This window comes from Arachnia propionica (genome assembly GCF_900637725.1).
Classification (GTDB): domain Bacteria; phylum Actinomycetota; class Actinomycetes; order Propionibacteriales; family Propionibacteriaceae; genus Arachnia; species Arachnia propionica.
In genome coordinates this window covers 1,879,778-1,901,845 of the sequence record NZ_LR134406.1, presented here as the reverse complement: position 1 = coordinate 1,901,845, position 22,068 = coordinate 1,879,778, and the positions used below count along the sequence as shown (strand labels likewise).

Here is a 22,068-nt window from a genome sequence, read left to right as displayed (position 1 = left end):
TGGCTCACACCATACCCGTGGAGCTTGTCAACAATCGCGATGGTGCAGCCAGAAACGGAGGATCCGGCCCACCGGCTCCCATAACGATGATGTGAACATTTTCGAAGCAATCCTGCGCAGCCACACCGACGAAGACCTTCTCTGCGTGCCCGGGATCTGTCTCGGTTTCCATCCGACGGAGTCCTGTGTCGTCCTGGGGATCTCGGAGAATCGTGTGGAGTTCTGCGCCCGCGCGGACCTTGACTGGTTGGACGAGGACGGAAGTGACCTGATCCGGCAGGTCGAGGCGGCCGCTCGGCCGGTGAGATCCTGCAGTTTCGTGATCCTCGGATACACCGAGGACCCGGAGGGAAACTGCGGACGGTTGATACGCCTTGCCCTGGAACTCAGGGGAAGGGTGACCGACGTACTCGTGGCCACCCCGGATCGTTACTGGGTCGTCACCCCCCTGGGCCTGGAACCTCCCGACGGCCGTGGCTGGGATCCCTCGACGACGAGCCTCTCGGCCGAGGCCGTCTATCTGGGGATCCCGATAGCCACGAACCGGGCCGAGGTGATCGCCGAGGTGCGACCCCCCGACGAGCCCGAGGAGGCCGAGTTCCTCACGGAATCGGCCCTCGAACACGTTAGCGGGCTCGGCGACGAGCAGCGGGGGGAACTGGCGGAGCGGCTGCTGGACTGCGGGGAACCCCTGCTGCCCATCGAGGGGGCGCAGCTGGCCGTCCTGGTTTCCGATCCCGGGATCGCAGGGGCCGTGGTGGCGAATCTAAACCGCGAGGGTGCGGCCAGGGTACGTCCCCGGATCGCGTACGCCAGACGGATGTGTGGTGATTCGCACGCCCCCGAGGTGCTCGCGCTGTTGTCCCTGGTCTGCTGGTTCGACAACCAGGGGGCCCAGCAGACCGAGTGTCTGGAGCAGCTGGAAAGGCTCGCCCCCGGACACCGGCTCCTGCCGCTGCTGCGGGGGTTGAAGGCCTTGGCAGTGAAACCTCCCTTCTCGTTCCCCACCGGCATGGAGGACCACTAGAGTAAGGACATGCGTTTCGTTGTGTGCGGAGAGGCTCTCATCGACCTGCTGCCGGGAGAACAGGTTTCCTCGGCCGAGACCCGCTGGTCGGCGCTGTGCGGTGGTAGTCCAATGAATACGGCCCTCGGGCTCGCGAGACTCGGGGAGGACAGTCATTTCCTGGGGCGCCTGGGTGGTGATGCCTTCGGGCGTCAAATCGAACGCTACCTCCAGGACAACGGCGTCGCTACTGACCTGGCGGTCAGGACGGGGGAGCCCACGTCGGTCGCGGTCGTCTCGCTCGATGCTGAGGGCAGGGCTTCCTACACCTTCCACTTCCAGAACACCTCGAATTTCGGCTGGCGGGCGGGGGAGTTCCCCGAACTCAGGGAGAACGACTGGCTGCACTTCGGATCCATCGGAACCATTTCCGGGCCGGGGGCACGGGCCGTTCTGAATTTCGTGCGTTCCACCCCCGCTTCGCTCAGCTACGACATCAACGTGCGTCCGACCGTGCTTCCCGATCGTGTGGAGTACTTCCAGCGCGTCGAACAGCTGATAGCCGCAGTCGGGGCCGGCGGCGGGATCATCAAGGCCAGCGACGAGGACATCTGCTGGCTCGTGGACGATCCGGACCCGCTGCCCTACGCGGAGGCGTGGTGCATCGAGTACGGTCTGGCCCTGTGTGTCGTCACGCTCGGCCCCGACGGCGCCGTCGCCATCAAACCCGACGGGCGGCAGTTCCGCGTTCCGGGGCACACCATCGAGATGGCGGACACGGTCGGGGCTGGGGACACCTTCATGTCGGGATTCCTGGCCTCCTACGCCAGGCGTCCGGACGATGTCGACAGAGCCCTTCGCTGGGGTGCCGGAGCGTCCGCGCTGGTCTGCACAAAACAGGGGGCGAATCCCCCGACCCGCGCCGAACTGGAGGAGTTTCTGGCCTCACCAAGGAAGAAAATTGATTAAGAAAACCTTTCCTTATTCGCAATAAGATTGGTTAGGTGAACCTAATTTCAGGCGTTGTGTGTGCCAAAGGGGATTAGTCTTTGAGGCATGGCAACGATGCTTTCTTCCAAAGCGATAGATCGTCTAGCTATGGCGCACGACGCCTCTCATTATGCTTTCACTCCGATGCAGATATCGAGGCCCCAGAGCGTCAACGACATCCTGGACCTGTTCGCCCACGCTCGTCGTGAGGGTTCCCCGCTGACCTTCAGGGCCGGCGGTTCCAGTTTGTCCGGGCAATCCGCCGGCGACGGCATCCTCGTCGATTCGCGACGCGGGTTCCGCGGGATCCAGATCCTCGACGAGGGACGTCGGGTGAAGGTTTCCCCGGGGGAGACCATCCGTGCCGTCAACGCCCGGCTGGCCAGGTATGGATACAAACTCGGCCCCGATCCGGCAAGCGAGATCGCCTGCACCATTGGCGGCATGGTGGCCAACAACTCCTCCGGCATGCAGTGCGGCACCACCGAGAACTCCTACGCCACCCTGGATTCGCTGGAGTTCGTCCTGGCCTCCGGCACCCGGATCGACACGGCCGACCCGGACGCCGCCCGGAAGTTCGCCGAGGCCGAACCCGAACTCGTCGCGGGGCTGATGAGGCTGCGTCAACGAATCCTCGACAACCCGGACTCGGTGAACACCATTCGCCGCCAGTTCGCGATGAAGAACACCATGGGTTACGGGATCAACTCCCTGCTGGACTTCGAAACCCCTCTCGAGATCGCCAGGCATCTGATGATCGGTTCCGAGGGAACCCTCGGATTCGTGACCTCAGCCACCTTCCGGACCATTCCGGTGGCGCCCCACGCGGCCTCGGCCCTGGCCATCTTCCCGACCCTCCGGGAGGCCACGGCCGCGCTCCCCGATCTGGTGGCAGCCGGTTTCGCGGCCATCGAGTTGATGGATGCGCAGTCACTCAGGGTGGCGCAGACACTTCCCGAGGCCACCCCCGAGATCCTGGAACTGGACGTGACCGGCCAGGCCGCGTTGCTCCTGGAACTTCAGGACGCCACCGCCGAGGGGGTAGGGGGCAAGATCGAGGCCGTGGCGCCGCTGCTGGCCTCGCTGCCGTTGACGAGCCCCACCCAGGCCACCAGCCACGGGCCCACGCGTGCCCGGCTGTGGCACATCCGCAAGGGTCTGTACACCACGGTCGCCGGACACCGCAATCCCGGCGCGACCGCCCTGCTCGAGGACATCGTGGTGCCCGTGCCGACGCTGTTGGACACCTGCACCGAGCTCATCAAGCTGTTCGGGCAGCACCAGTACGAAAACTCCGTCATCTTCGGTCACGCCAAGGACGGCAACGTCCACTTCATGCTTAACGAGAACTTCACAGATCCAGTGTGCATGGAGCGCTACATCCACTTCACCGAGGACATGGTCGACCTGGTGATCGGGCACGGCGGGAACCTCAAGGCCGAGCACGGCACCGGACGCATCATGGCCCCGTTCGTGGCCCGCCAGTACGGGGATGAACTCCACCAGGTGATGCGCGAGATCAAGCGCCTGTTCGATCCGGCGGGAATCCTGAACCCAGGTGTGGTGCTGACTGACGACCCGCAGGGCTACCTGAAGAACCTCAAGCTGGTGCCCAGCGTCGAGGACGAGGTGAACCGCTGCGTGGAGTGCGGTTTCTGCGAACCTGTCTGCCCCTCCCGCGAACTCACCCTCACGCCGCGGCAGCGGATAGCGCTGCGCCGGGAACTGGCCTCCAACCAGCTTGACGAGCAGCTCCTGAAGGACCTCGACAAGGACTACGACTACTACGCCATCCAGACCTGCGCCGTCGACGGCATGTGCGGGGAGGTCTGCCCCCTCCACATCAACACCGGCGACCTGGTGCGCAGGCTGCGCGCCGAGCAGGCCAATCGCGTGCTCGGCGGGGTGTGGGGGGCCGCCGCCAAGGCGTGGGGACCGTTCACGAAGGGCGCCAGCGTTGCGATGACCACGGCACACGCCGTCGCCCCGGTTGCCTCGGGCATCACCAAGGTGGCGCGCAAGATCATCAGCCCGGACGTCATGCCCCAGTACTCGAAGGACCTCCCCAAGGGCGGCAGGCGTCCCAAGGCCCGGGAAGCGGAGGACCCGGTGGCTTTCTACCTTCCGGCCTGCATCCAGACCATGTTCTCCAGCGGTGTTCCCAAGGCCTTCACCACCTTGTGTGAACGCGCCGGAGTGCCGGTGACCACGCTGAACACCGGAAGCCTGTGCTGCGGCACCCCTTGGAAGTCGAAGGGCTTCTTGAAGGGATACGAGACCCAGCTCAAACGGGCCGAAGAGCGTCTCGCCGGCAGCCCGGTTCCCATCGTGGTGGACGCGGCCAGTTGCACCGAGGGTTTCCACGTCATGCAGTCGAAATCCTCCAGCGAGGAGTTCAAGGCCGTCCAGATAGTTGACGTGGTCAAGTTCGCCCACGAATGGCTCCTGCCGCACCTGACGGTGACCCACCGCCTGGGCTCCATCGCCCTGCACCCCACCTGTTCGTCCACCCACCTCGGGTTGAACGACGCCTTGAAGGGCTTGGCAGAAGCGATCGCGGACGAGGCCTACGTCCCGCTGGACTGGGGTTGCTGCGCTTTCGCCGGTGACCGCGGAATGCTCCACCCGGAACTGAACGCATCGGCCGCGAAACGGGAGGCCGCGGAGATCAACTCCCGCCACTTCGATGCCTACGCCTCGCTCAACCGCACCTGCGAGATCGGCATCGGCAGGGCGACGGGCAAACCCTACGTCCACATCCTCGAACTCGTGGAGCAGGCCACACGTCCCTGAACCCGGCGCGGGGGCCGGCTCTCAGACCAGCCCCCGCTCCCAGGCCTCCCGCACCGCGGTCGCCCGGTCCAGCACCCCCAGCTTGGTGTAGACGTGGGCCAGGTGGGTTTTCACGGTGGCCTCGCTGATCCCGAGTTTCCTCGCGACCGCCCGGTTTGTCAGGCCGTCCGCGACCAGCGCCAACACATCGGTCTCCCGGTCGGTGAGCGACAGCTGCGAGCCGTGCGGGGCGTCGATGTGTGTTCGAGGGGAACCGTTCATCAACTCCCGGACGGCTGCCACGAGCTGGTCACGGGGCAGGTCCTTCAGCAGGTATCCGTCGGCCCCCGCCGCCATCGCTCTGCGGATGTCGCGTTCTGTATCGTAAGTGGTGAGCACGAGAACGCGGGGACGCCCGCCCCGTTCCCGAAGCTGCCTGATGGCCGCGAATCCGTCGCCGCCGGGCATCCGGAGGTCCATCAGCACCAGGTCGGGATCGCGCTCGGCCACGACGGCCAAGGCCTCGGGGCCGCTCCCGGCCTGCCCGACCACGTCGATGTCCTTCTCCAAGGCGAAGATCCCAGCGAGGCCGTCCCTGACGATCGGGTGGTCGTCCACCACCACCAGACGGAGGGTCATGAGGGAACCACTGCTGTCACCGTGCATCCTTTCCCCGGCGCGCTGTCCACTCTCAGACTGCCGCCGATCTCTGCCAAGCGATCACGCATTCCGGAAAGCCCGTGCCCGGCTGCGAAGACGGGCGTGAAGCCGACACCGTCGTCGGTGATGCGGATCCGCGGCCCAGCGGGTGTGCCGTCGAGGCGCACCCACACCTGGCTGGCGTCACTGTGCCGGGCGATGTTGGCCAGGGACTCCTGGGCGACGCGGACCAGCACCCCGTCGTGCGGCGAGGTGGCCGGGGCGTCGTCGGCATCCAGTTCGGTGACGATGCGGTTCACCCGTCCCCAACCCTTGATGATCTCGTGCAGGGCATCGGCCAGGGGATCGTCATCCAACTGGCGTGGCGCTAGGGCCTGCACCGCCCGCCGGGCCTCCGTGAGGCAGTCCCGCGCCACCTGTTCGGCTCGCCGGACCCTTTCCTGGGCGGGGTCGTCCAAGGAGGAGGGGAGCGCCTCCAGCTGGCGGATCACACCGATCAATCCCTGCGCCACGGTGTCGTGGATCTCCCGCGACAATCGCGCCCTTTCCTGGTCGATACCCATCTGGCGGGCCTGTGTCATCAGTTCCTCGTGCAGGGCCAGGTTGGCCGCGTTGGCCTTCGCCAGCCGCTCGGCGGCCTCCTCTCGGATCCGCACCTGACGTTCGCGTTCTCGGCTCAGGGTCAGCATGAGGAAGGCTATCCCGATGTTCACCAGGGCCAGCAGCGGGAAAAGCCAGGGAGTCGCTGAGGCCCCGGGGATTCCACCGGCCTGCCCGACCGCGATCACCAGCCCCGTGGCGATGGTGGCGGGCACCCGGAAGGAACCCGTGACCAGGCGTTCGACATCCGGATAGCTCGAGAACACGTAGATGCACATGAATGGGTTGAGCAGGGAGGAGGCCAGGGCGAGCAGCAGATTGCCCGCCACGAAAACGAATGCTGCACGGCTTCCCCTGGACGGCGGCCGGACCGCCACGAGCACGCGGCCGAGCAGGATCAGGACGGTGGGGCACAGGGAGACGAGCATGCCTCCGGGCTCGATGAGCGGGCCCGTCAGGGCCCAGCCGATGATCACCGACACGGCGAGCAGCACGAAGGGCCCCCAGCGTGCCGCCCGGATCGCGATCGGGCTCTCGTAGCGTTCCACCGGACCATTGTTCCGGTCCGGTGGAGAGAACCGCCATCCACCGATCGGACGATGGTGGGGGCGAGCCCGGAATCGTAACTTCGAATCATGACCACCGAAAAATGCCTTCACGAACCCGGCGCCGCTCGTCGCGATACCCTCCCGCAACGCCTCCACGGCCTTGACGCCGTCCGTTCCGGCGCCCTGCTGCTCGGCATAGTCCTGCACTCGTTGCTGCCCTTCACCGACATCGTCTGGATGATCAACGACTCCGAGCGCAGCGTCGTTGCCCTGTGGGTATCCGGCACGATCCACCTGTTCCGGATGGCGTTGTTCATGCTGTTGGCGGGCTATTTCGGGAGAATGGTCACCCTGCGGCGCGGGCCCGGCAGCTACTTCCGGGATCGCGCGAAGCGGATCCTGCTGCCCGCCGTCGTCTTCTGGCCGTTCACGGTCATCCCACTCGGTCTCCTCGCGATGTACGGGGCCTCGGTCCGGGGTCTGCCTGCGCCGATGGCCTCGGAGCCGACCTCACCCCTGATGATGTTCACCCCGGGGCAGCTCTGGTTCCTACTGGTGCTGTTCGAGATCGCCACCCTGGTGCTTCTCGCCCGGGCCGCGCTGCTCCGGTTCCTGGGCGCGGAGCGCGCCGGGCGGGCCGCCACCCGGATAGGTGAAGTCCTGTCCCACCCGGCCGGTGTTCTCCTCCCGGCCCTGGCCTTCGTGGCAGCATTGCTGCTCCAGGGCGGCGAACCGGCGGGCGGGATCATCGCCCCGACCACCATCGTCCCGGAAGCGGCATCGACGCTCGGTTACCTGGGGGCGTTCCTGACCGGCTGGTTCCTGCACGCATCCCCGGGGTCCATGCGACGGATCGCCGGGAACTGGCTCCCGATGCTCGTGCTGGGTCTCATCGCGACGGTGGTCGTGTGGCTCCCGGGCGTGCCGCGGGAAGCGCTGATGGTCGCTGTCGCCCTGGCGGGCTGGCTGCTCGGTTTCGGTCTGCTGGGCGCCGCGGTGCGGTTCCTGGACCGGGAACACACTTGGATCCGCTACCTCGCGGACGCCTCCTACTGGATGTACCTGGTTCACCTGCCGCTGCTGGTGCTGTTCGAGATCCCGCTGGCTGACCTGGGATGGCCGGTCCTGGTGAAACTCCTGGTCACGTGGGTCGTTATCACCGCGGTTCTGCTGATCACCTACGAACTGCTGGTCCGGCACACCTGGCTGGGTGCCTGGCTCAACGGCAGGCGCTACCCGCGCCGGGCGCGCTGATCGGGCGGTGAGGGTGAAGGGACGGGATTCCTCCCGTCCCTTCACGCTTCGTCACGAACCGGTCCTGGGGAGCCCGGGCCTGACGGGGGCTGGCGACGGCGTCCCCGTCGGATCCGGTTTCGGCGGGGCCGGGGTGCACGATGAATCGTCCCCGGTGATGTTCACCTGCCGGTGGGCGAGGGTCCCCGAGGGGGTGAACTTGAAGGTCAACGTCTGGGTTCCGGTAGGTGCGGAGCAGCCGCCGGGCAGCGTGACATCGACCTTCGCTCTGCCGTCGGTCACGGTCCCGCTGCCGACGCTGGTCCCGCCCAGGAAAACCTCGACGCCATTGTTCGCGAGCGCCGGGCTGACCTTGGCCGGGTCCTTCGGGGATGCACCGGCCGCCTCACCCAGCAGGAAATCGACGCCCTCCCGTGCCTTCGCGTCGCCACCCGGCACATCGAAGTTGAAGGTGGCGGTCCCGCCGTTCCGGTTGATCTCGGTGGGGGCATCGACCAGCGACAGGCCGCGCTTGACGTAGCTGGGGGAGAGCGTCTGCCGGGTCTTCACCCAATCGGTCCAGGCCTCCAGATCGACGCGCCCCGTGTCCCGGGTCCCGGTGCCCTTCGCGAACTCCCGGAAATTGTCCCCACCCGCGATCAGGAAGGAAGTGGAACCGACGGTGTATAGCCGCTCCGGATCGAGCGGGGAGTCCCCGACGAAGACCGATGTGATCCGGTCCCCCTCCGGGCGGGACTCGTCATAGGTGTAGGAGACGTTGCTGGACAGGCCCAGGCGCAGGAACGGGCGTGAGGGGATCTCGCCCTTGTCGTTGCGCTGCCACTGCTGCTCCAGGACTGTCTTGAACTGGGCCCCGGTGAGCCGGGTGGCCATCAAGGTGTTGGCGAACGGCAGCGCGAGCGCGGCCTCCTTGTAGGTGATCTCCCCGGAATCGAAGCTGTCGCGGGTGCCGCCCGGGTTCTGGACACCGATGAAATACGGATCATCGCCGCCCAGCACCTCTCGGAACATCTGGGCCACCATGTTGCTCATGGGGGACTCCACATCCCGGACATCGGAGTTGCCGGTCGGCGTCGAGATGGCCTCGCTTGCCTGGCCGATCACCTGGGCGCCGATCTCATCGGCCTTGGTGACGGCGGCGGAGACGATGTCGGTGATCTCCCGGATGCGTGGCAGGCTCGTGTCGAATGCCTTGGCGTCGATCTTGGTGGTGGTGTTGGAGATCCCGCACAGGGCGCCGTCGCCGGTGACCCCGGCCTTGAGTTCGTTCAGGGCAGCCGCGTAGGAACCGGCCTGGGTGAACAGCTGTCCCTTGTCGTTGGTCCACGAATAGGTCTGGTGGGTGTGCCCGCCCAGCACCACGCGAATCCTCGGGTCGATTCCCGTCCACATCTTCCGGAAATTCGGGCTGGCGGTGGCCTGATCATCACCGGTGCCGTTTCCGTTCGGCGCCCCTTCGTGAATGGATGCGATCACCAGGTCGATTCCCTCGGGAAGCTGGGAAACGGTCTCGTTCACGGCATCCACGGGGTCACCGATGGTCAGGTCCGAGATCCCGGCGGGGGAGACGAGGGATGGCAGATCCCCAGTGACGGCGCCGATCACTGCGACGTCGAGTTCCCCGACCTTGAAGGTCGTGTACGCCTTGAGTGGGGAGGCCACCTGCCTGGTTCCCTTGAGGTAGACATTCGCCCCGAGCTGATCCACCCCGGGCACCGCGGGGTTCACGCGACCCGCGAGGTCGGCCCAGCCCTTGTCGAACTCGTGGTTGCCCACGGTTCGTGCGCTGAGTCCGGCAGCGGCCATCACCTTCAGGGTGGGGTTGTCGTCGTCGGCCATGGATTCAAACGTGGAACCCCCGATGTCGTCCCCGCTGCTGATGAGCGCGACGTTCGCATCCCCCTGGGATGCGCGGGCCTTCTCCACGGGGGTGAACAGGGCTGCGGCGTTCGCCAATCGGCCGTGGAAGTCGTTGTAGGTGAACATCGATACGGTGCCGGTTGGTGTGCAGTCGGCCGGGTCGGCCGCCGCGCGGGGCTGTGCCATGAGATGTGTTCCGAGCCCCAGACACAGGGCTGTCAGCCCGGCGGTGAAACGTTTCCTGAGCGGAATCATGAGCAACTCCAGGTGTCTCTGGTCGACGCTGTTGTCGATCTCTCCGAGGTCACCTTCCGGCCCGAGCCCCGGCCCAGTCAAGAAGTTAATCTTTTGTTAACCCAGGGTTAATCCATAGGTAATTTTTTCGGAGTTTCCAACAGGTTCGGGAACCAGTGGAGGATCCGGTCCCGAACCGCCCAGAGTGTTGGCATGGGGAGTCTTACGGAGCAACAGCAGATCGAACGGGCACGGTTGGCGCTCGTCGCCTCGGGGCAGACCCCGCTCGGTGCGGCGCGTCGAGCGGACGACATCCCGCCCAGCAACAATGAGTCCGGTAAGGAGGAAGCGTCTGAATCCCCTGGGCAGCAGGCCCCCAAGGGATGGCGGCGGGTGGTGATGCTCGGCCGTGAGCACATCATCGTGGTGGCGGCCCTGCTGGTCGGCGTGGTGCTGATAACCGTCCACGCGCTGGGGCAGAGCTCCGCGACGGAACTGCCTGCCCTGTCGCCCAGCGCGGTCTCCGTCCCGACCATGGCCGTCTCACCCGGTCCAGCGGCCTCCGCGAGCCGCGGACCGGTGCGGGTTCACGTCCTCGGGGCGGTGGTCAGACCCGGGGTGGTGTCGGTTCCGGAGGGCGCCATCGTGCAGGACGTGATCGAGGCTGCCGGAGGGCTGGTTCCGGGAGCCGATCCCGGGGAATTGAACCTCGCGACCCCGGTCAAGGACGGGCAGCAGGTCATAGTGGGGACCTCGGAATCGCCTCGCGGGGAGGTCGTGGATCCCGGTGGTGGCAGCCCGGCAGCGGGGTCGACAACGGCCGCCGGGGCGGGACTCGTGAACCTCAACAGGGCCACTTCGCAGCAGCTTCAGGAACTCCCGGGGGTTGGTCCCGTCCTGGCCGAGGCCATCATCAAGTGGCGCACCGACAACGGTTCCTTCACCGATATCTCGCAGCTGCGACAGGTCTCGGGGATCGGACCAAAACTGTTCGAGAAACTGTCGCCGCTGGTGACCCTGTGAGGAAACACGACTGGCGGCTCGTTCCGCTGGCGGTCGCCGCCTGGGTTGGTTGCTGGGCGGGGACCTCGGGATGGTGCCCCGAACCGGGGGTGCTTCTCGGGTGCGCAGGACTCCTGGCGGTGTGTGTCCTGCTGATACGGCGCGTCTGGGTGGGGTTCGCCGCCTGCACCCTGGTGGTGACCGTCCTAACATCCGGGATGCGCTCCGCGGGGCTCCACGACGGCATGCCCGCCAGATGGGCCGCGGAGGAACCGCTGGCCTCCGCGCTGGTTCGCCTGGAGGGAGAACCAACCCTGGTGAAGCACTCGGGGCGCAGCCTCGCGATCGTCCGGGCCACGCTGCTGCAGCTGGAGGTGAAAAAGAAGAGCCTCAGCACCTCACAACCGGTTCTGCTGCTTGCCGGGGACCAACTGGCCACCGAACTGGCCGGCATCGCGCCCGGTGCGGTCCACCGGGTCCTGGGGCGGCTCGGCGCCTCGGACCCGGACTCCCAGGAAGCGTTCGTCGTGCGGGTGAGCAGGATCTCCGGCCAGGTGCGGGCCCCGGATGTGTTCAACGCCTTCGTCAGCACGATCCACGCGGGACTGCGTGAGGTGGCCTCCCATTCGCCGCCCGAACAGGCTGCCCTGGTTCCTTCGCTGGTAGTTGGGGACCGCAGCGGAATCACCAAGGAGCTCACCGAAATCTTTCGCGCCACATCACTGAGTCATCTGCTCGCCGTCAGCGGCTCGAACCTGACGCTGCTGCTGGGTGTGTTGTTGTTCGTCGTGAGGTCCCTGGGGGTTCGCGGCTGGGCGATCCGGGGCGTCGCCGCTGGGGGAGTGGCGCTGTTCGTGCTGGTGTGCAGGGCCGAACCCTCCGTGCTGCGGGCGGCCGCCATGGGACTCGTCGTCCTGCCCGCCACAGGAATCGGGCGCGGCAGGAGCAGCATCCGCAATCTGAGCATCGCGGTCCTCGTCCTGCTCCCCCTGGATCCCTGGCTGGCGCGTTCCTGGGGATTCGCGCTCTCCGCGGCGGCCTGTATCGGCATCAGCCTGGGAGCGGAACCGCTTGCCGGAATCATGGCAGGCTGGGCTCCCGCCTGGTTCGCCGAGGCCGTTGCGGTGCCCCTGGCCGCGCAGTTGGCCACGGTCCCTCTGACGACGGCGCTGTCCGGTCAGGTGTCCGTGGTCGGGGTGATGGCCAATGCCCTGGCCGGCCCCTTCGTTGGCCCCGCCACCGTGCTCGGACTGGCCGCCACCGTCCTGATCTGGGTCCCACCGGTCGCTGCCGCGGTGGCCTGGGTGGCCGGTTGGGTGGTGCAACCCATCCTCTGGATCGCGCATCTCGGCGCGGCCATGCCGGGGGCCGTCCTCGAATGGCCCACCACCCCGCTCGGGATGCTCACCAGCGCCCTGCTGGCGGGGGTGGCCGCGGTGCTGGCCCGGGCCGGGCTCCGGCGACGGGCAGGTTTCCTGCTGCTGGCCCTCGGATTGCTGCTCGCGGGGTGGATCCGCCCGGTCCCGTTGGACTGGCCGGGACGGTGGCAGGCGGTTTTCTGCGACGTCGGACAGGGGGACGCGACGGTGCTGCGGGCAGACGAAACAACGGCGGTCCTGGTGGACACCGGACCGGAACCCGGCCCCACCATAGCCTGCCTGGAATCCTTGGGCATCGAACGCGTCCCGCTGCTGGTCCTGACCCACTTCCACGCGGATCACATCGGGGGAACGGAAGCCGTTTTGTCCCGGTTCCATCCGGAACTGGTGCTGGTCAGTCCGCTGCGTTCCCCCGGTTTCGCGGCGGCATCCGTCGAGGCCGCGGCGGAGGCCCACGGGGCGCGACTGCTCGTGGCGGAACCGGGGCAGCGCATGAGGGTGGGGGACGTGGACTGGGTCACGGTCTCGGCCTGGCAGCCGGGCGGGGCGTCCGTCGCAGGGGAAAGTGAGAGTTCGGTCCAGAACGACTCCTCCGTCGTGGGAATCGCGGAGATCTCGGGCCTGCGGATCCTGTTGCCGGGGGATGCGGAACCCGGCGGCCAGGAACAGGCGATCCGGCGGGCCCGGAAACTGGGCATCCCGCTTTCCGCGCACGTCCTGAAGATCCCCCACCACGGCTCCTCCCGGCAGGAGCCAGAATTCCTGAAGGCCTCGTCGGCTCAGCTGGCGGTGGCGAGTTGCGGGCTGGGCAACGACTACGGGCACCCGAGCCCCAAGACCTTGAGCAGGGTGACCTCGCTGGGCATGGCGGTGGCACGCACCGACACGGAGGGCAGCATCGCGGTCTCCTCGGGTGACGACGGGCGAATCGGGGTGCGTCGCTGGCGTGGCTGATGTCGGGGGCAGCTGGCATGCTGGGCGCGTGAACAGTTTCGGACGCACCCTGCTCGTCACCGGTTCGGAATCGCTGCTGGCCGCTCGTGCCATCGACGGCAGGCGCCGGGCCGCCCTGGCGGAGGAACCCGACGCCGAGGTCAACCGGGTCTGTGGGGCGGAACTAGCCGATTCCATGCTCTCGGAGGTGACGGGGGGTTCCCTGTTCTCGAACCACATCGTCGCCATCATCGACGATGTCGGCTCCACCCCACCCGATGTCGTCGACACCCTGGTGGCCCTGGCGAAGAACCCCGGCGACGAACTGTGCCTGATCCTGTCGCACGAGGGTGGGAACAAGGGCAGGGGCCTGATCGACAAACTGAAGAAAGCCAGGATCGAGACGATCGCCGTGGCGGCCCCCAAGCCTTGGGATCTGCCGAAATTCTGCGTGGAGGAGGCGCGGTCTCGGAAGGTGAAACTCTCCCAGGACGCGGCCGGGGCGCTCGTGGCGGCGGTCGGGAACGACCTGAGGGCACTCACCTCGGCGGTCGCACAGCTCGCATCCGACGCCGGCGGTGAGCCGGTGGACGAGACCCTGGTGCGGAAGTATTTCGCGGGCCGGGCGGAGGTCACCTCGTTCGCGGTATCCGATGCCGTGCTGGCCGGTGACGCGTCGCTGGCGCTGGAACGTCTCCGCTGGGCCCTTGGCTCTGGCGTTGCCCCCGTGCTGATCACATCCGCCATGGCCGGTGCGTTCCGCGGCATGGGCAAGTACCTGGAGGCGCGGGGGAGTGGCGCCGATCTGGCCCGGCGAATCGGGGTGCCGCCGTTCAAACTGAAGGAGTACCAGCGCACCTCCCGGAACTGGCAGCCGGCCGGGGTGGCCGCGGCCATCGGGATCATCGCCCGGGCCGACGCGGATGTCAAGGGTGCAGCCACCAACCCGGACTACGCGCTTGAACGCATGGTGCTCGGCGTCCTCCGGCAGAAACGAACCTGAAACCTCGCGGGTTCAGTGTTTCCGGTACAGCCTCTTGGTCTGGAACACCGGCTCGCAGGTGACATAGGCCCCCAGGCTGCGCAGGATGGCCTCGTCCACGGGGCCGAGGATCACGGTCGAGTGGACGTCACAGCCCCGGATGTTGTGAAGTTCCGCCAGCGCGCGGCGGGCGAAGTCGCTGTGGGTGGCGCTGACGGACAGAGCAATCAGGACCTCGTCGGTGTGGAGCCGGGGATTCCGGCTGCCCAGATGTTTCGTCTTCAGCGTCTGGATGGGTTCGATGGTCTCAGTGGCCAGCAGTTTCACATCCGGATCGATGCCGGCCAGGGCCTTCAGGGCATCCAGGAGCATCGCGGAACAGGCCCCCAGCAGCGGTGAGGTCTTGCCCACGATGATCTGGCCGTCAGGAAGCTGGATCGCTGCGGCCGGCCCCTTGGTGGCCTTCTGCTTCTCCAGTGCGGGCAGCACCACCGGGCGGTCCTCGCGGGAGATCTGCAGCTTGCTCATCAACAAGGCGATTCGATCCGACTGGATCGGTTCCGACTGGTCCCGGTGCTCCGCTGCCAGGGCCTTGAAGTAGCGGCGGATCACCTCCTGCCGGGAGGCCTCCCGGCACACCTCGTCGTCGCTGATGCACATGCCCGCCATGTTGACGCCCATGTCGGTGGGCGACTGGTACGGGGATTCGTCGAGGAGTTGCTCGAACAGGCGCTTCAGCACGGGGAAGATCTCGATGTCACGGTTGTAGTTGACTGTCTGTTCCCCGTAGGCCGCCAGGTGGAAGTGGTCGATCATGTTCACGTCGTCGAGGTCCGCGGTGGCGGCCTCGTAGGCGATGTTCACCGGATGGTCCAGGGGCAGGTTCCAGATCGGGAAGGTCTCGAACTTCGCGTAGCCGGATCGGATGCCCTGCTGGTGATCGTGGTAGAGCTGCGACAGGCAGGTGGCCATCTTGCCCGACCCCGGGCCGGGAGCGGTCACCACCACCAGGTCGCGTTCTGTCTCGATGTATTCGTTGCGCCCGTATCCCTCCGGGGAGACGATGCGCGCCACGTCGTGCGGGTAACCCGGAATCACGTAGTGCCGGTAGACCTTGATGCCGAGCCGTTCCAGTTTCCGCTTGAACGCCGCGGCCTGACGGTTGTCGTTCGACCAGTGGGAGATGACCACGCTCCCGACGTAGAGGCCATAGGAGCGGAAGGCGTCGATGTGGCGCAGCACGTCGTCCTCGTAGGAGATCCCGAGATCGGCGCGGACCTTGTGGCGGAAGAAGTCCTGGGCGTTGACCACCACCACGATCTCCACCTCGTCGGCGAGGCCGGCCAGCATCACGATCTTGTTGTCCGGGGTGAAACCCGGCAATACACGGGAGGCGTGCATGTCGTCGACGAGCTTTCCCCCGAACTCCAGATAGAGCTTGCCCCCGAACTGCCGTCGCCGGGCTTCGATGCGTTCCCCCTGGAGAGTCAGGTATTTTTCCCTGTCGAATCCAACTTTGTGCATTGTTCCCCGTTCGTTTGTGACTGCCGAAGCATACGCGAAACAGCGCCCGGACCACCGAGTGGGTCCGGGCGCTGGGCTGGCCCTTGCGGCCTGGGCTCAGTCGAGGGTGTTGACGGTGAGGCTGATCGCCGACTTGCGGTTGGCAGCCTGGTTCGCGTGGATGACGCCCTTGGTCACGGCCTTGTCCAGGGCGCGGTTGGCGACCCGGGAGAGCTCGACGGCTTTGGCCCTGTCACCCACGGCGACCGCGGCGCGGAAGTTGCGCACGTGGGTGCGCAGCTCCGACTTGATGGCCTTGTTGCGCTGGCGTGCTTTCTCGTTGGTCTTGACGCGCTTCTTCTGGGACTTGATGTTTGCCACTTGGGCTTGCCTCACTAGTCTGGGTTACTCGGTATTCTGGGTGCGTTTTGATGATGCGACGGTCCAGATTAGCGGAGCCTCGGGGCGGCCGCAAAATCTTGATCCCACCCGGCCCGGTCGCGTCGGGCTCGTGCCCCGGAGTCCACTCGTGAGAAGATAACTCGTCCCGCTCCCGGCCCCTAAGGAGGATGAATGCCCGCCCCCGGCAGGACCGATCCGGCGATCATCCGTAATTTCTGCATCATCGCGCACATCGACCACGGCAAATCGACGCTGGCCGACAGGATGCTGCAACTGACGAAGGTGGTGGATGAACGCGCCATGCGGGCGCAGTACCTGGATCGCATGGACATTGAACGCGAACGGGGCATCACCATCAAGTCGCAGGCGGTGCGGATGCCGTGGAGCGTCGACGGGGTCGAACACGTCCTCAACATGATCGACACCCCCGGGCACGTCGACTTCACCTACGAGGTCTCGCGTTCCCTGGCGGCCTGCGAAGGGGCCGTCCTGCTGGTGGACGCGGCCCAGGGAATCGAGGCACAGACCCTAGCCAACCTGTACCTGGCGCTGGAGGCCGACCTCCACATCATCCCGGTGCTGAACAAGATCGACCTGCCCAGCGCGAACCCGGACAAGTACGCCGCCGAGCTGGCAGGCATCATCGGCTGCGACGAATCGGAGGTGCTCAAGGTCTCGGCGAAAACCGGCGTCGGTGTCGCCGAGCTGCTGGACCAGATCGTCGCCCAGATCCCCGCCCCGGTCGGGAACCCCGAGGGGCCTGCGCGGGCGCTGATCTTCGATTCCGTCTACGACACCTACCGCGGTGTGGTCACCTACGTCCGCGTGGTCGACGGGGAACTCAGTCATCGCGAACGCATCCTCATGATGTCCACCAGGGCCGAACACGACCTTCTCGAGGTGGGGGTGATCTCCCCGGAACCGAAGAAGTCCGACGCCCTCGGCGTGGGCGAGGTTGGATACCTGATCACCGGCGTCAAGGACGTGCGGCAGTCGCGGGTAGGTGACACCATCACCGGGGCGGCGCGTTCCGCCACGCAGGACCTCGGCGGCTACCGGCACCCCAACCCGATGGTCTACGCGGGCCTGTACCCGATCGACGGCGACGACTTCAACGAGCTGCGCGAGGCCTTGGAGAAGCTCCAGCTCAACGACGCGGCCCTCACCTTCGAACCCGAGACCTCCGGGGCACTCGGTTTCGGTTTCCGCGTCGGCTTCCTGGGGCTGCTGCACATGGAGATCGTCCGGGAACGCCTGGAACGCGAGTTCAACCTCGACCTGATCTCCACTGCGCCGAACGTCGTCTACCGCGTCGTCATGGAGGACGGTACCGAACACACCGTCACGAACCCGTCGGAATACCCGGCGGGGAAAATAGCGGAGGTCCACGAGCCGGTGGTGCGTGGCACCATCCTTACCCCGTCCGAGTACATCGGCACCATACTGGAGCTGTGCCAGACCCGGCGCGGTGTGCAGCAGGGACTCGATTACCTGAGCGAGGACCGGGTCGAGATCCGTTACACCCTGCCGTTGGCCGAGATCGTCTTCGATTTCTTTGACGCGCTGAAATCCCGCACCAAGGGATATGCCTCCCTCGACTACGAACCCGAGGGCGAGCAGGTGGCCGATCTGGTGAAGGTGGACATCCTCCTCCACGGCGACCCCGTCGACGCCTTCTCCGCGATCGTCCACAAGGACAAGGCCTACTCCTACGGGCTGAGGATGGCGGGCAAGCTCAAGGAACTCATTCCGCGCCAACAGTTCGAGGTGCCGATCCAGGCGGCCATCGGGTCGCGGGTCATAGCCCGGGAGACCATCCGGGCCATGCGCAAGGACGTGCTGGCGAAGTGCTACGGCGGTGACATCTCCCGCAAACGCAAGCTTCTGGAGAAGCAGAAGGAGGGCAAGAAGCGGATGAAGATGGTGGGTCGCGTCGAGGTGCCGCAGGAGGCCTTCGTGGCCGCCCTGTCCACATCGGAGCCCACCAAGAAGTAAGACCCGGGGCTCGTGGACCACCAGGCGATCAACCGGGACAACTGGGACTCTCGCGCCGACGTTCATGTCGGCGCGAGAGGTTACGCCCTGGACAAGGTGGCGGATCCCTCGTGGATCTCCCACGTGGTTGCCTTTGACCGGCCCCGGCTCGGTGAACTCCGCGGCCTCGACGGGGTGCACCTGCAGTGCCATCTCGGCACGGACACCATCAGCCTGGTCCGGCTCGGTGCCCGCATGACGGGTCTGGATCTGTCACCTCGATCCATTGAACATGCCAGACGTATCGCCGCTGAGAACAAGGTGCCGGTGGACTACGTCGTCTCCGACGTCTACCAGGCGGTTGAGGTGCTGGGGAGTGGCAGATTCGATCTGGTATACACCGGGATCGGGGCACTGTGCTGGCTGCCGGACATCAGGCGGTGGGCCGGAACCGTGCGAGCCCTGCTGCGTTCCGGAGGCCGGCTCTTCGTTCGGGATGCCCACCCGGTCCTGAACAGCCTGATCGCGCAGAAGGTGGGAGAGGACCACCCGGACAGGAAGCAGCAGCCGTGGATCACCGGTTTCGGCGAGGCAACCCCGTCGCTGGAACTGCCCTACTGGGAACATGTTGAACCGCTGCTGTGGCGCGACGAGTATTCCTACGCCGGAAGTGAGGCCGTTGCCTCTCCGGAATCAGCGGAATGGAACCACGCGCTCTCCGAGATCGTGATGGCCGTGATCGATGCAGGACTGACCCTGGAGCTGCTCACGGAACACGACAGCGTGCCGTGGGACGCCCTACCCGGGATGATGGTTGCCGACGACCAAGGGGAATACCGGCTGGCGGAACGCCCCGAGCGGCTCCCGGCGTCGTTCACCCTGGTTGCGCGGCTGGTTTGACGGTGGTTCCGGCGGGGTGAGGCCGGTTCAGCGCAGCCCGGAAGTGGCCAGCCCCTGGACCAGGAAACGCTGCAGGAACAGGAAGACCACCAGCATCGGCAGGATCGCGATCAGCGAACCCATGAAAAGCTCCGGGTAGCGCACGTTCTGGCTGGTCATGTACTGGCTGAGCGCCACCTGGACGGTGCGCGTCGCCTCGCGGCCAACCAGCGAGGGCCACAGGAAGGCGTTCCACGACCCGATCAGCACGATCGTGCCGACCGCTGCGACGGTGCCCGTGGAGTTCGGCACCACGATCCGCCAGAAGGCCGTGAACGGGTTGCACCCGTCCATCAGCGCCGCGTCCTCCAGCTCGGATGGGAAATCCAGGAAGGCCTGCCGGAACAGGTAGGTGGCGAAGGCGGAGAACATGCCCGGGATCACCAGTCCCCGGAACGAGTCGATCCAGCCGAACTGAGAGGTGATGATGAACATCGGGATGAATGTGGTGGTCGTGGGAACCATCAGGGTGAACACCGTCAGCCCCAGCACCATTCTCGACAACCGGTGGGTGAAACGCGCCAGCCCGTATCCGGCCATCAGGGAGACCACCACGGTGCCCACCGTCTGCAGGATGGTCATGATCGCCGAATTCAACAACCCCCTCAACACACCTGTCGAGTCGGAGGACAGCATGGAGTCCAGATTGGCCAGGTTGAGCTGGTCGGGCAGCCAGCTCCAGCGGGGGGCGTTGATGTTCTGGTTCGTCGAGAAGGCGTTCCGGACGATCACGTAGAACGGCAGCAGGAAGAGCAGGGACAGCGCCGTGGCCACTCCGTAACGCAGCGCCGTGACGAGCCGGGAAGATCTCATCCGCGCTGCCTCCCCAGAACCCAGTTCTGCAACAGACCGAAAACCACGATGATGCTCGCCAGGATCATTGTCCCGGCGCCCCCGACCCCCAGGTCCTGCTGTTTGTTCCCCAAGGCGATCAGGTACAGGTGCACCAGCGGTGGACGACCGTAGGGTGGATAGGAACCAAGGGAACTCAGCATGTTGTAGAACTCGTCGAAGGCCTGGAAGGCGCCGATCAGCAGAAGCATGATCACCGCTGCCGAGGTGCTACGCAGCTGGGGGAGGGTGATGTGACGCAGCATCCGCCAGCCATGCGCCCCGTCGAGCGCCGCCGCCTCGTAGGTCTCGGGCGGGATGCGTTGCAGGGCCGCGATGAACAAGATCATGTAGAACCCGGTCTGCAGCCACAGGCGCACCGTGACCAGGGCGATCCAGTAAAGGTTGTCGCCGCCGCCGAGCCAGTTCACGGATTCCCCGCCGAAGGCCCGGATCAGGGAGTTCAACAAACCGGAACGGGTTCCGGAGAAGAACCCGAACCGCCACACCAGGGCCGCAACCACGTAGGAGACCGCGGTCGGTAGGAAGAAAGCGGAACGGAAGAAGGCCTGTCCCCACCTCAGCCCGTTCAGCAGCAGCGCCAAACCCAGCGAACACACATAGGTGAGCGGCACGATGAACACGGCGAACGCCGCGAACACCAGCAGCGAATCCCGGAACAGGGGATCACCCAGCAGCTGCGCGTAGTTGTCGAAACCGACGAAACGCGTCGGGGTGAGCGTTTGGTGGGCCTCGTGGAGGGACAGCCAGGCGCTCCACAGGATCGGGATGTAGACGAACACCAGCAAACCCAGGGCGAACGGCCCCACGAAGACCGGGAACCAGAGTTCCCGGCGCCGGATCAGGTTCACCCCTTCAGCTTCGCGAGTTCGGTGGCGGCCAGGTCCGCGAAACCGGCGAAGGCCTGAACCGGGTCCTGGCCCTGCACCACCACATTGCTGATGGCCGCGGAATAGGTGTCTCCCAGGGAACCCGACCACATGATGTCGTTGGCGAAGCCGTGGCTCCCGACGAACTCGGCGGCCTTGGCCCCGGGACCGGACTGCAATTTCCTGGCCGTGGCCACGAGCGACTTGCGGGCCGGGATGTGGGTGCCGTAGGAATCGGAGAAGTCCACCTGCTTGTCAGTCTGATCGATCCAGAGCCATTTCACGAACTCCTTGGCGGCCGCGACGTTCTTGCCCTTGGCAGCGACGCAGGAACCGAAAGCCCCGAATGGCACCGCGACCCGTCCCTTCGCGCCGATGGCGGGGAACGGCAGCACGCCGACATCGTCGCCGTGGGCGGCGATGATCTCAGGCAGCGACCACAAACCACCCCACTGCATCGCCGTCTCGCCGTTGACGAAGGCAGCGCCGGAGAACCAGTCTGCCGAGGCCGCCTTCAGTAGCCCGTTGGACTTGTAGAAGTCTCTGTAGGCGGAAAGGGCCGCGTAGAAATCGTCGGTGAGGAAGGCCGCGGCGGTGCGATCCGCATCGAGTTGGTCGTGGCCTGAGGCCCAGATCAGCAGGGGCCCCAAAACATCCACCCCGCCCTTGTTGCCGGCGAAGAACCCACCCATGTCCGAGGTGGCAACGGCATTCGCCGCCTTCACCAGGTCATCGAAGGTAGCGGGGGCGGCCACCCCAGCGGCCTGCAGCAGGGAAGGCCGGTAGTAGAGCAGCTGCATGTCGATGGTCTGCGGGATGCCGTGGATCTTCCCGTCGAAGGTGAAACGCTTGATGACGGCCTCGTTGAAGTCATCACGCACCGGGGCGATTGTTTCGGTCAGGTCCTCCAGCTGCCCGGAACGGATCATGTCGAGGGAACCGCCCTGCTCCACCTCGAACACATCGGGAACGTCGTTGGTGAGCAACTGGGCGGCGAGAATGCTTCCGTAGTCGCCGGGATTCCACTTCACGTCGACTTTCGCGGCGGTGTACTCGGCGGCGTAGCGTTCGACTGCCTCCTTCACCCCCTCCTCCCCGTACTGGTGGTACCACTGGGTCAAGGTCGGGCCGCCACCCGACGACTCTTTGCCGCCGAGCCCGGTGTTGGAGCCGCAGGCGCTGAGGGCGGCCGCCGCGGCAAGGCCGCCAAATCCTAGGACGCTTCGACGAGTCAGGTTCATGCCTAGAGTCTTTCACCAAACGCCCCCGGTTTGGGGCAGGGGAGGGAATTTGAGCACTGTATATTTTC

The 22,068-nt window shown here is 66.1% G+C and carries 17 protein-coding genes; 9 read left to right on the top strand and 8 right to left on the bottom strand.

Going from position 1 to position 22,068, the window contains the following annotated elements:
* Window positions 1-91 precede the first annotated feature (91 nt).
* From EL272_RS15275 to EL272_RS08450, 3 genes are all read left to right on the top strand, one after another.
* Window positions 92-1,027 (top strand): DUF4192 domain-containing protein, encoded by a 936-nt coding sequence (locus EL272_RS15275; RefSeq protein WP_014846780.1) that lies wholly within the window; start codon window positions 92-94, stop codon window positions 1,025-1,027.
* A gap of 9 nt (window positions 1,028-1,036) precedes the next feature.
* The gene (locus EL272_RS08455; protein ID WP_014846779.1) at window positions 1,037-1,975 is read left to right on the top strand and encodes a carbohydrate kinase family protein; all 939 of its coding nucleotides are present in this window, start codon (window positions 1,037-1,039) and stop codon (window positions 1,973-1,975) included.
* Window positions 1,976-2,140: 165 nt separating this feature from the next.
* Window positions 2,141-4,789: an FAD-binding and (Fe-S)-binding domain-containing protein gene (locus EL272_RS08450; RefSeq protein ID WP_244926056.1), complete on the top strand. Its 2,649-nt coding sequence runs from the start codon at window positions 2,141-2,143 to the stop codon at window positions 4,787-4,789.
* A gap of 21 nt (window positions 4,790-4,810) precedes the next feature.
* Here the strand turns inward: EL272_RS08450 and EL272_RS08445 are convergent, their stop codons facing one another.
* Both EL272_RS08445 and EL272_RS08440 read right to left on the bottom strand, forming a co-directional pair.
* A complete protein-coding gene (locus tag EL272_RS08445) occupies window positions 4,811-5,407 on the bottom strand; it encodes a response regulator (RefSeq protein WP_014846777.1) in 597 nt (198 codons plus the stop codon).
* A complete protein-coding gene (locus EL272_RS08440; RefSeq protein WP_061786904.1) occupies window positions 5,404-6,576 on the bottom strand; it encodes a sensor histidine kinase in 1,173 nt (390 codons plus the stop codon). Before EL272_RS08440 ends, EL272_RS08445 begins: the two co-directional genes overlap by 4 nt.
* Before the next feature lie 87 nt (window positions 6,577-6,663).
* Between EL272_RS08440 and EL272_RS08435 the strand changes: the two genes are divergently transcribed.
* Window positions 6,664-7,830 carry an acyltransferase family protein gene (locus tag EL272_RS08435; protein WP_014846775.1) on the top strand — a complete coding sequence of 389 codons (1,167 nt, stop codon included), beginning with the start codon at window positions 6,664-6,666 and terminating at the stop codon, window positions 7,828-7,830.
* A gap of 51 nt (window positions 7,831-7,881) precedes the next feature.
* Here the strand turns inward: EL272_RS08435 and EL272_RS15720 are convergent, their stop codons facing one another.
* On the bottom strand, window positions 7,882-10,026 hold the full coding sequence (locus EL272_RS15720) for a bifunctional metallophosphatase/5'-nucleotidase (RefSeq protein WP_014846774.1): 2,145 nt from the start codon (window positions 10,024-10,026) through the stop codon (window positions 7,882-7,884).
* A 111-nt stretch (window positions 10,027-10,137) separates the two neighbouring features.
* On the opposite strand from EL272_RS15720, the gene EL272_RS08425 reads away from it, so the two are divergent.
* Genes EL272_RS08425 through holA form a run of 3 tightly spaced genes read left to right on the top strand, consistent with a single transcriptional unit; the run spans window position 10,138 to window position 14,241 of the window.
* Window positions 10,138-10,947: a helix-hairpin-helix domain-containing protein gene (locus EL272_RS08425; RefSeq protein ID WP_014846773.1), complete on the top strand. Its 810-nt coding sequence runs from the start codon at window positions 10,138-10,140 to the stop codon at window positions 10,945-10,947.
* Window positions 10,944-13,259: a ComEC/Rec2 family competence protein gene (locus EL272_RS08420; RefSeq protein ID WP_061786905.1), complete on the top strand. Its 2,316-nt coding sequence runs from the start codon at window positions 10,944-10,946 to the stop codon at window positions 13,257-13,259. The genes EL272_RS08425 and EL272_RS08420 overlap by 4 nt, the downstream gene beginning before the upstream one ends.
* Before the next feature lie 28 nt (window positions 13,260-13,287).
* Entirely contained in the window at window positions 13,288-14,241 is a 954-nt protein-coding gene (gene holA / locus EL272_RS08415; RefSeq protein ID WP_014846771.1) for a DNA polymerase III subunit delta, read from the top strand.
* 12 nt (window positions 14,242-14,253) lie between these two features.
* Here holA and EL272_RS08410 read toward each other — a convergent pair whose 3' ends face one another.
* Together EL272_RS08410 and rpsT are read right to left on the bottom strand one after the other, a co-directional pair.
* Window positions 14,254-15,744, bottom strand: a complete 1,491-nt coding sequence (locus EL272_RS08410) for a DUF1846 domain-containing protein (RefSeq protein ID WP_014846770.1) — start codon at window positions 15,742-15,744, stop codon at window positions 14,254-14,256.
* A 96-nt stretch (window positions 15,745-15,840) separates the two neighbouring features.
* On the bottom strand, window positions 15,841-16,104 hold the full coding sequence (gene rpsT, locus EL272_RS08405; RefSeq protein WP_014846769.1) for a 30S ribosomal protein S20: 264 nt from the start codon (window positions 16,102-16,104) through the stop codon (window positions 15,841-15,843).
* A gap of 192 nt (window positions 16,105-16,296) precedes the next feature.
* On the opposite strand from rpsT, the gene lepA reads away from it, so the two are divergent.
* On the top strand, window positions 16,297-18,120 hold the full coding sequence (gene lepA / locus EL272_RS08400; protein WP_061786906.1) for a translation elongation factor 4: 1,824 nt from the start codon (window positions 16,297-16,299) through the stop codon (window positions 18,118-18,120).
* Window positions 18,121-18,132: 12 nt separating this feature from the next.
* Window positions 18,133-18,999 carry a class I SAM-dependent methyltransferase gene (locus EL272_RS08395; RefSeq protein ID WP_061786907.1) on the top strand — a complete coding sequence of 289 codons (867 nt, stop codon included), beginning with the start codon at window positions 18,133-18,135 and terminating at the stop codon, window positions 18,997-18,999.
* A 27-nt stretch (window positions 19,000-19,026) separates the two neighbouring features.
* On the opposite strand, the gene EL272_RS08390 is transcribed toward EL272_RS08395, so the two are convergent.
* Genes EL272_RS08390 through EL272_RS08380 form a run of 3 tightly spaced genes read right to left on the bottom strand, consistent with a single transcriptional unit; the run spans window position 19,027 to window position 22,000 of the window.
* Window positions 19,027-19,851, bottom strand: coding sequence for a carbohydrate ABC transporter permease (locus EL272_RS08390; RefSeq protein ID WP_061786908.1), 825 nt, complete (start codon window positions 19,849-19,851; stop codon window positions 19,027-19,029).
* Window positions 19,848-20,741: a carbohydrate ABC transporter permease gene (locus tag EL272_RS08385; protein WP_014846765.1), complete on the bottom strand. Its 894-nt coding sequence runs from the start codon at window positions 20,739-20,741 to the stop codon at window positions 19,848-19,850. Before EL272_RS08385 ends, EL272_RS08390 begins: the two co-directional genes overlap by 4 nt.
* Window positions 20,738-22,000: an ABC transporter substrate-binding protein gene (locus tag EL272_RS08380; protein WP_061786909.1), complete on the bottom strand. Its 1,263-nt coding sequence runs from the start codon at window positions 21,998-22,000 to the stop codon at window positions 20,738-20,740. The genes EL272_RS08385 and EL272_RS08380 overlap by 4 nt, the downstream gene beginning before the upstream one ends.
* Window positions 22,001-22,068 lie beyond the last annotated feature (68 nt).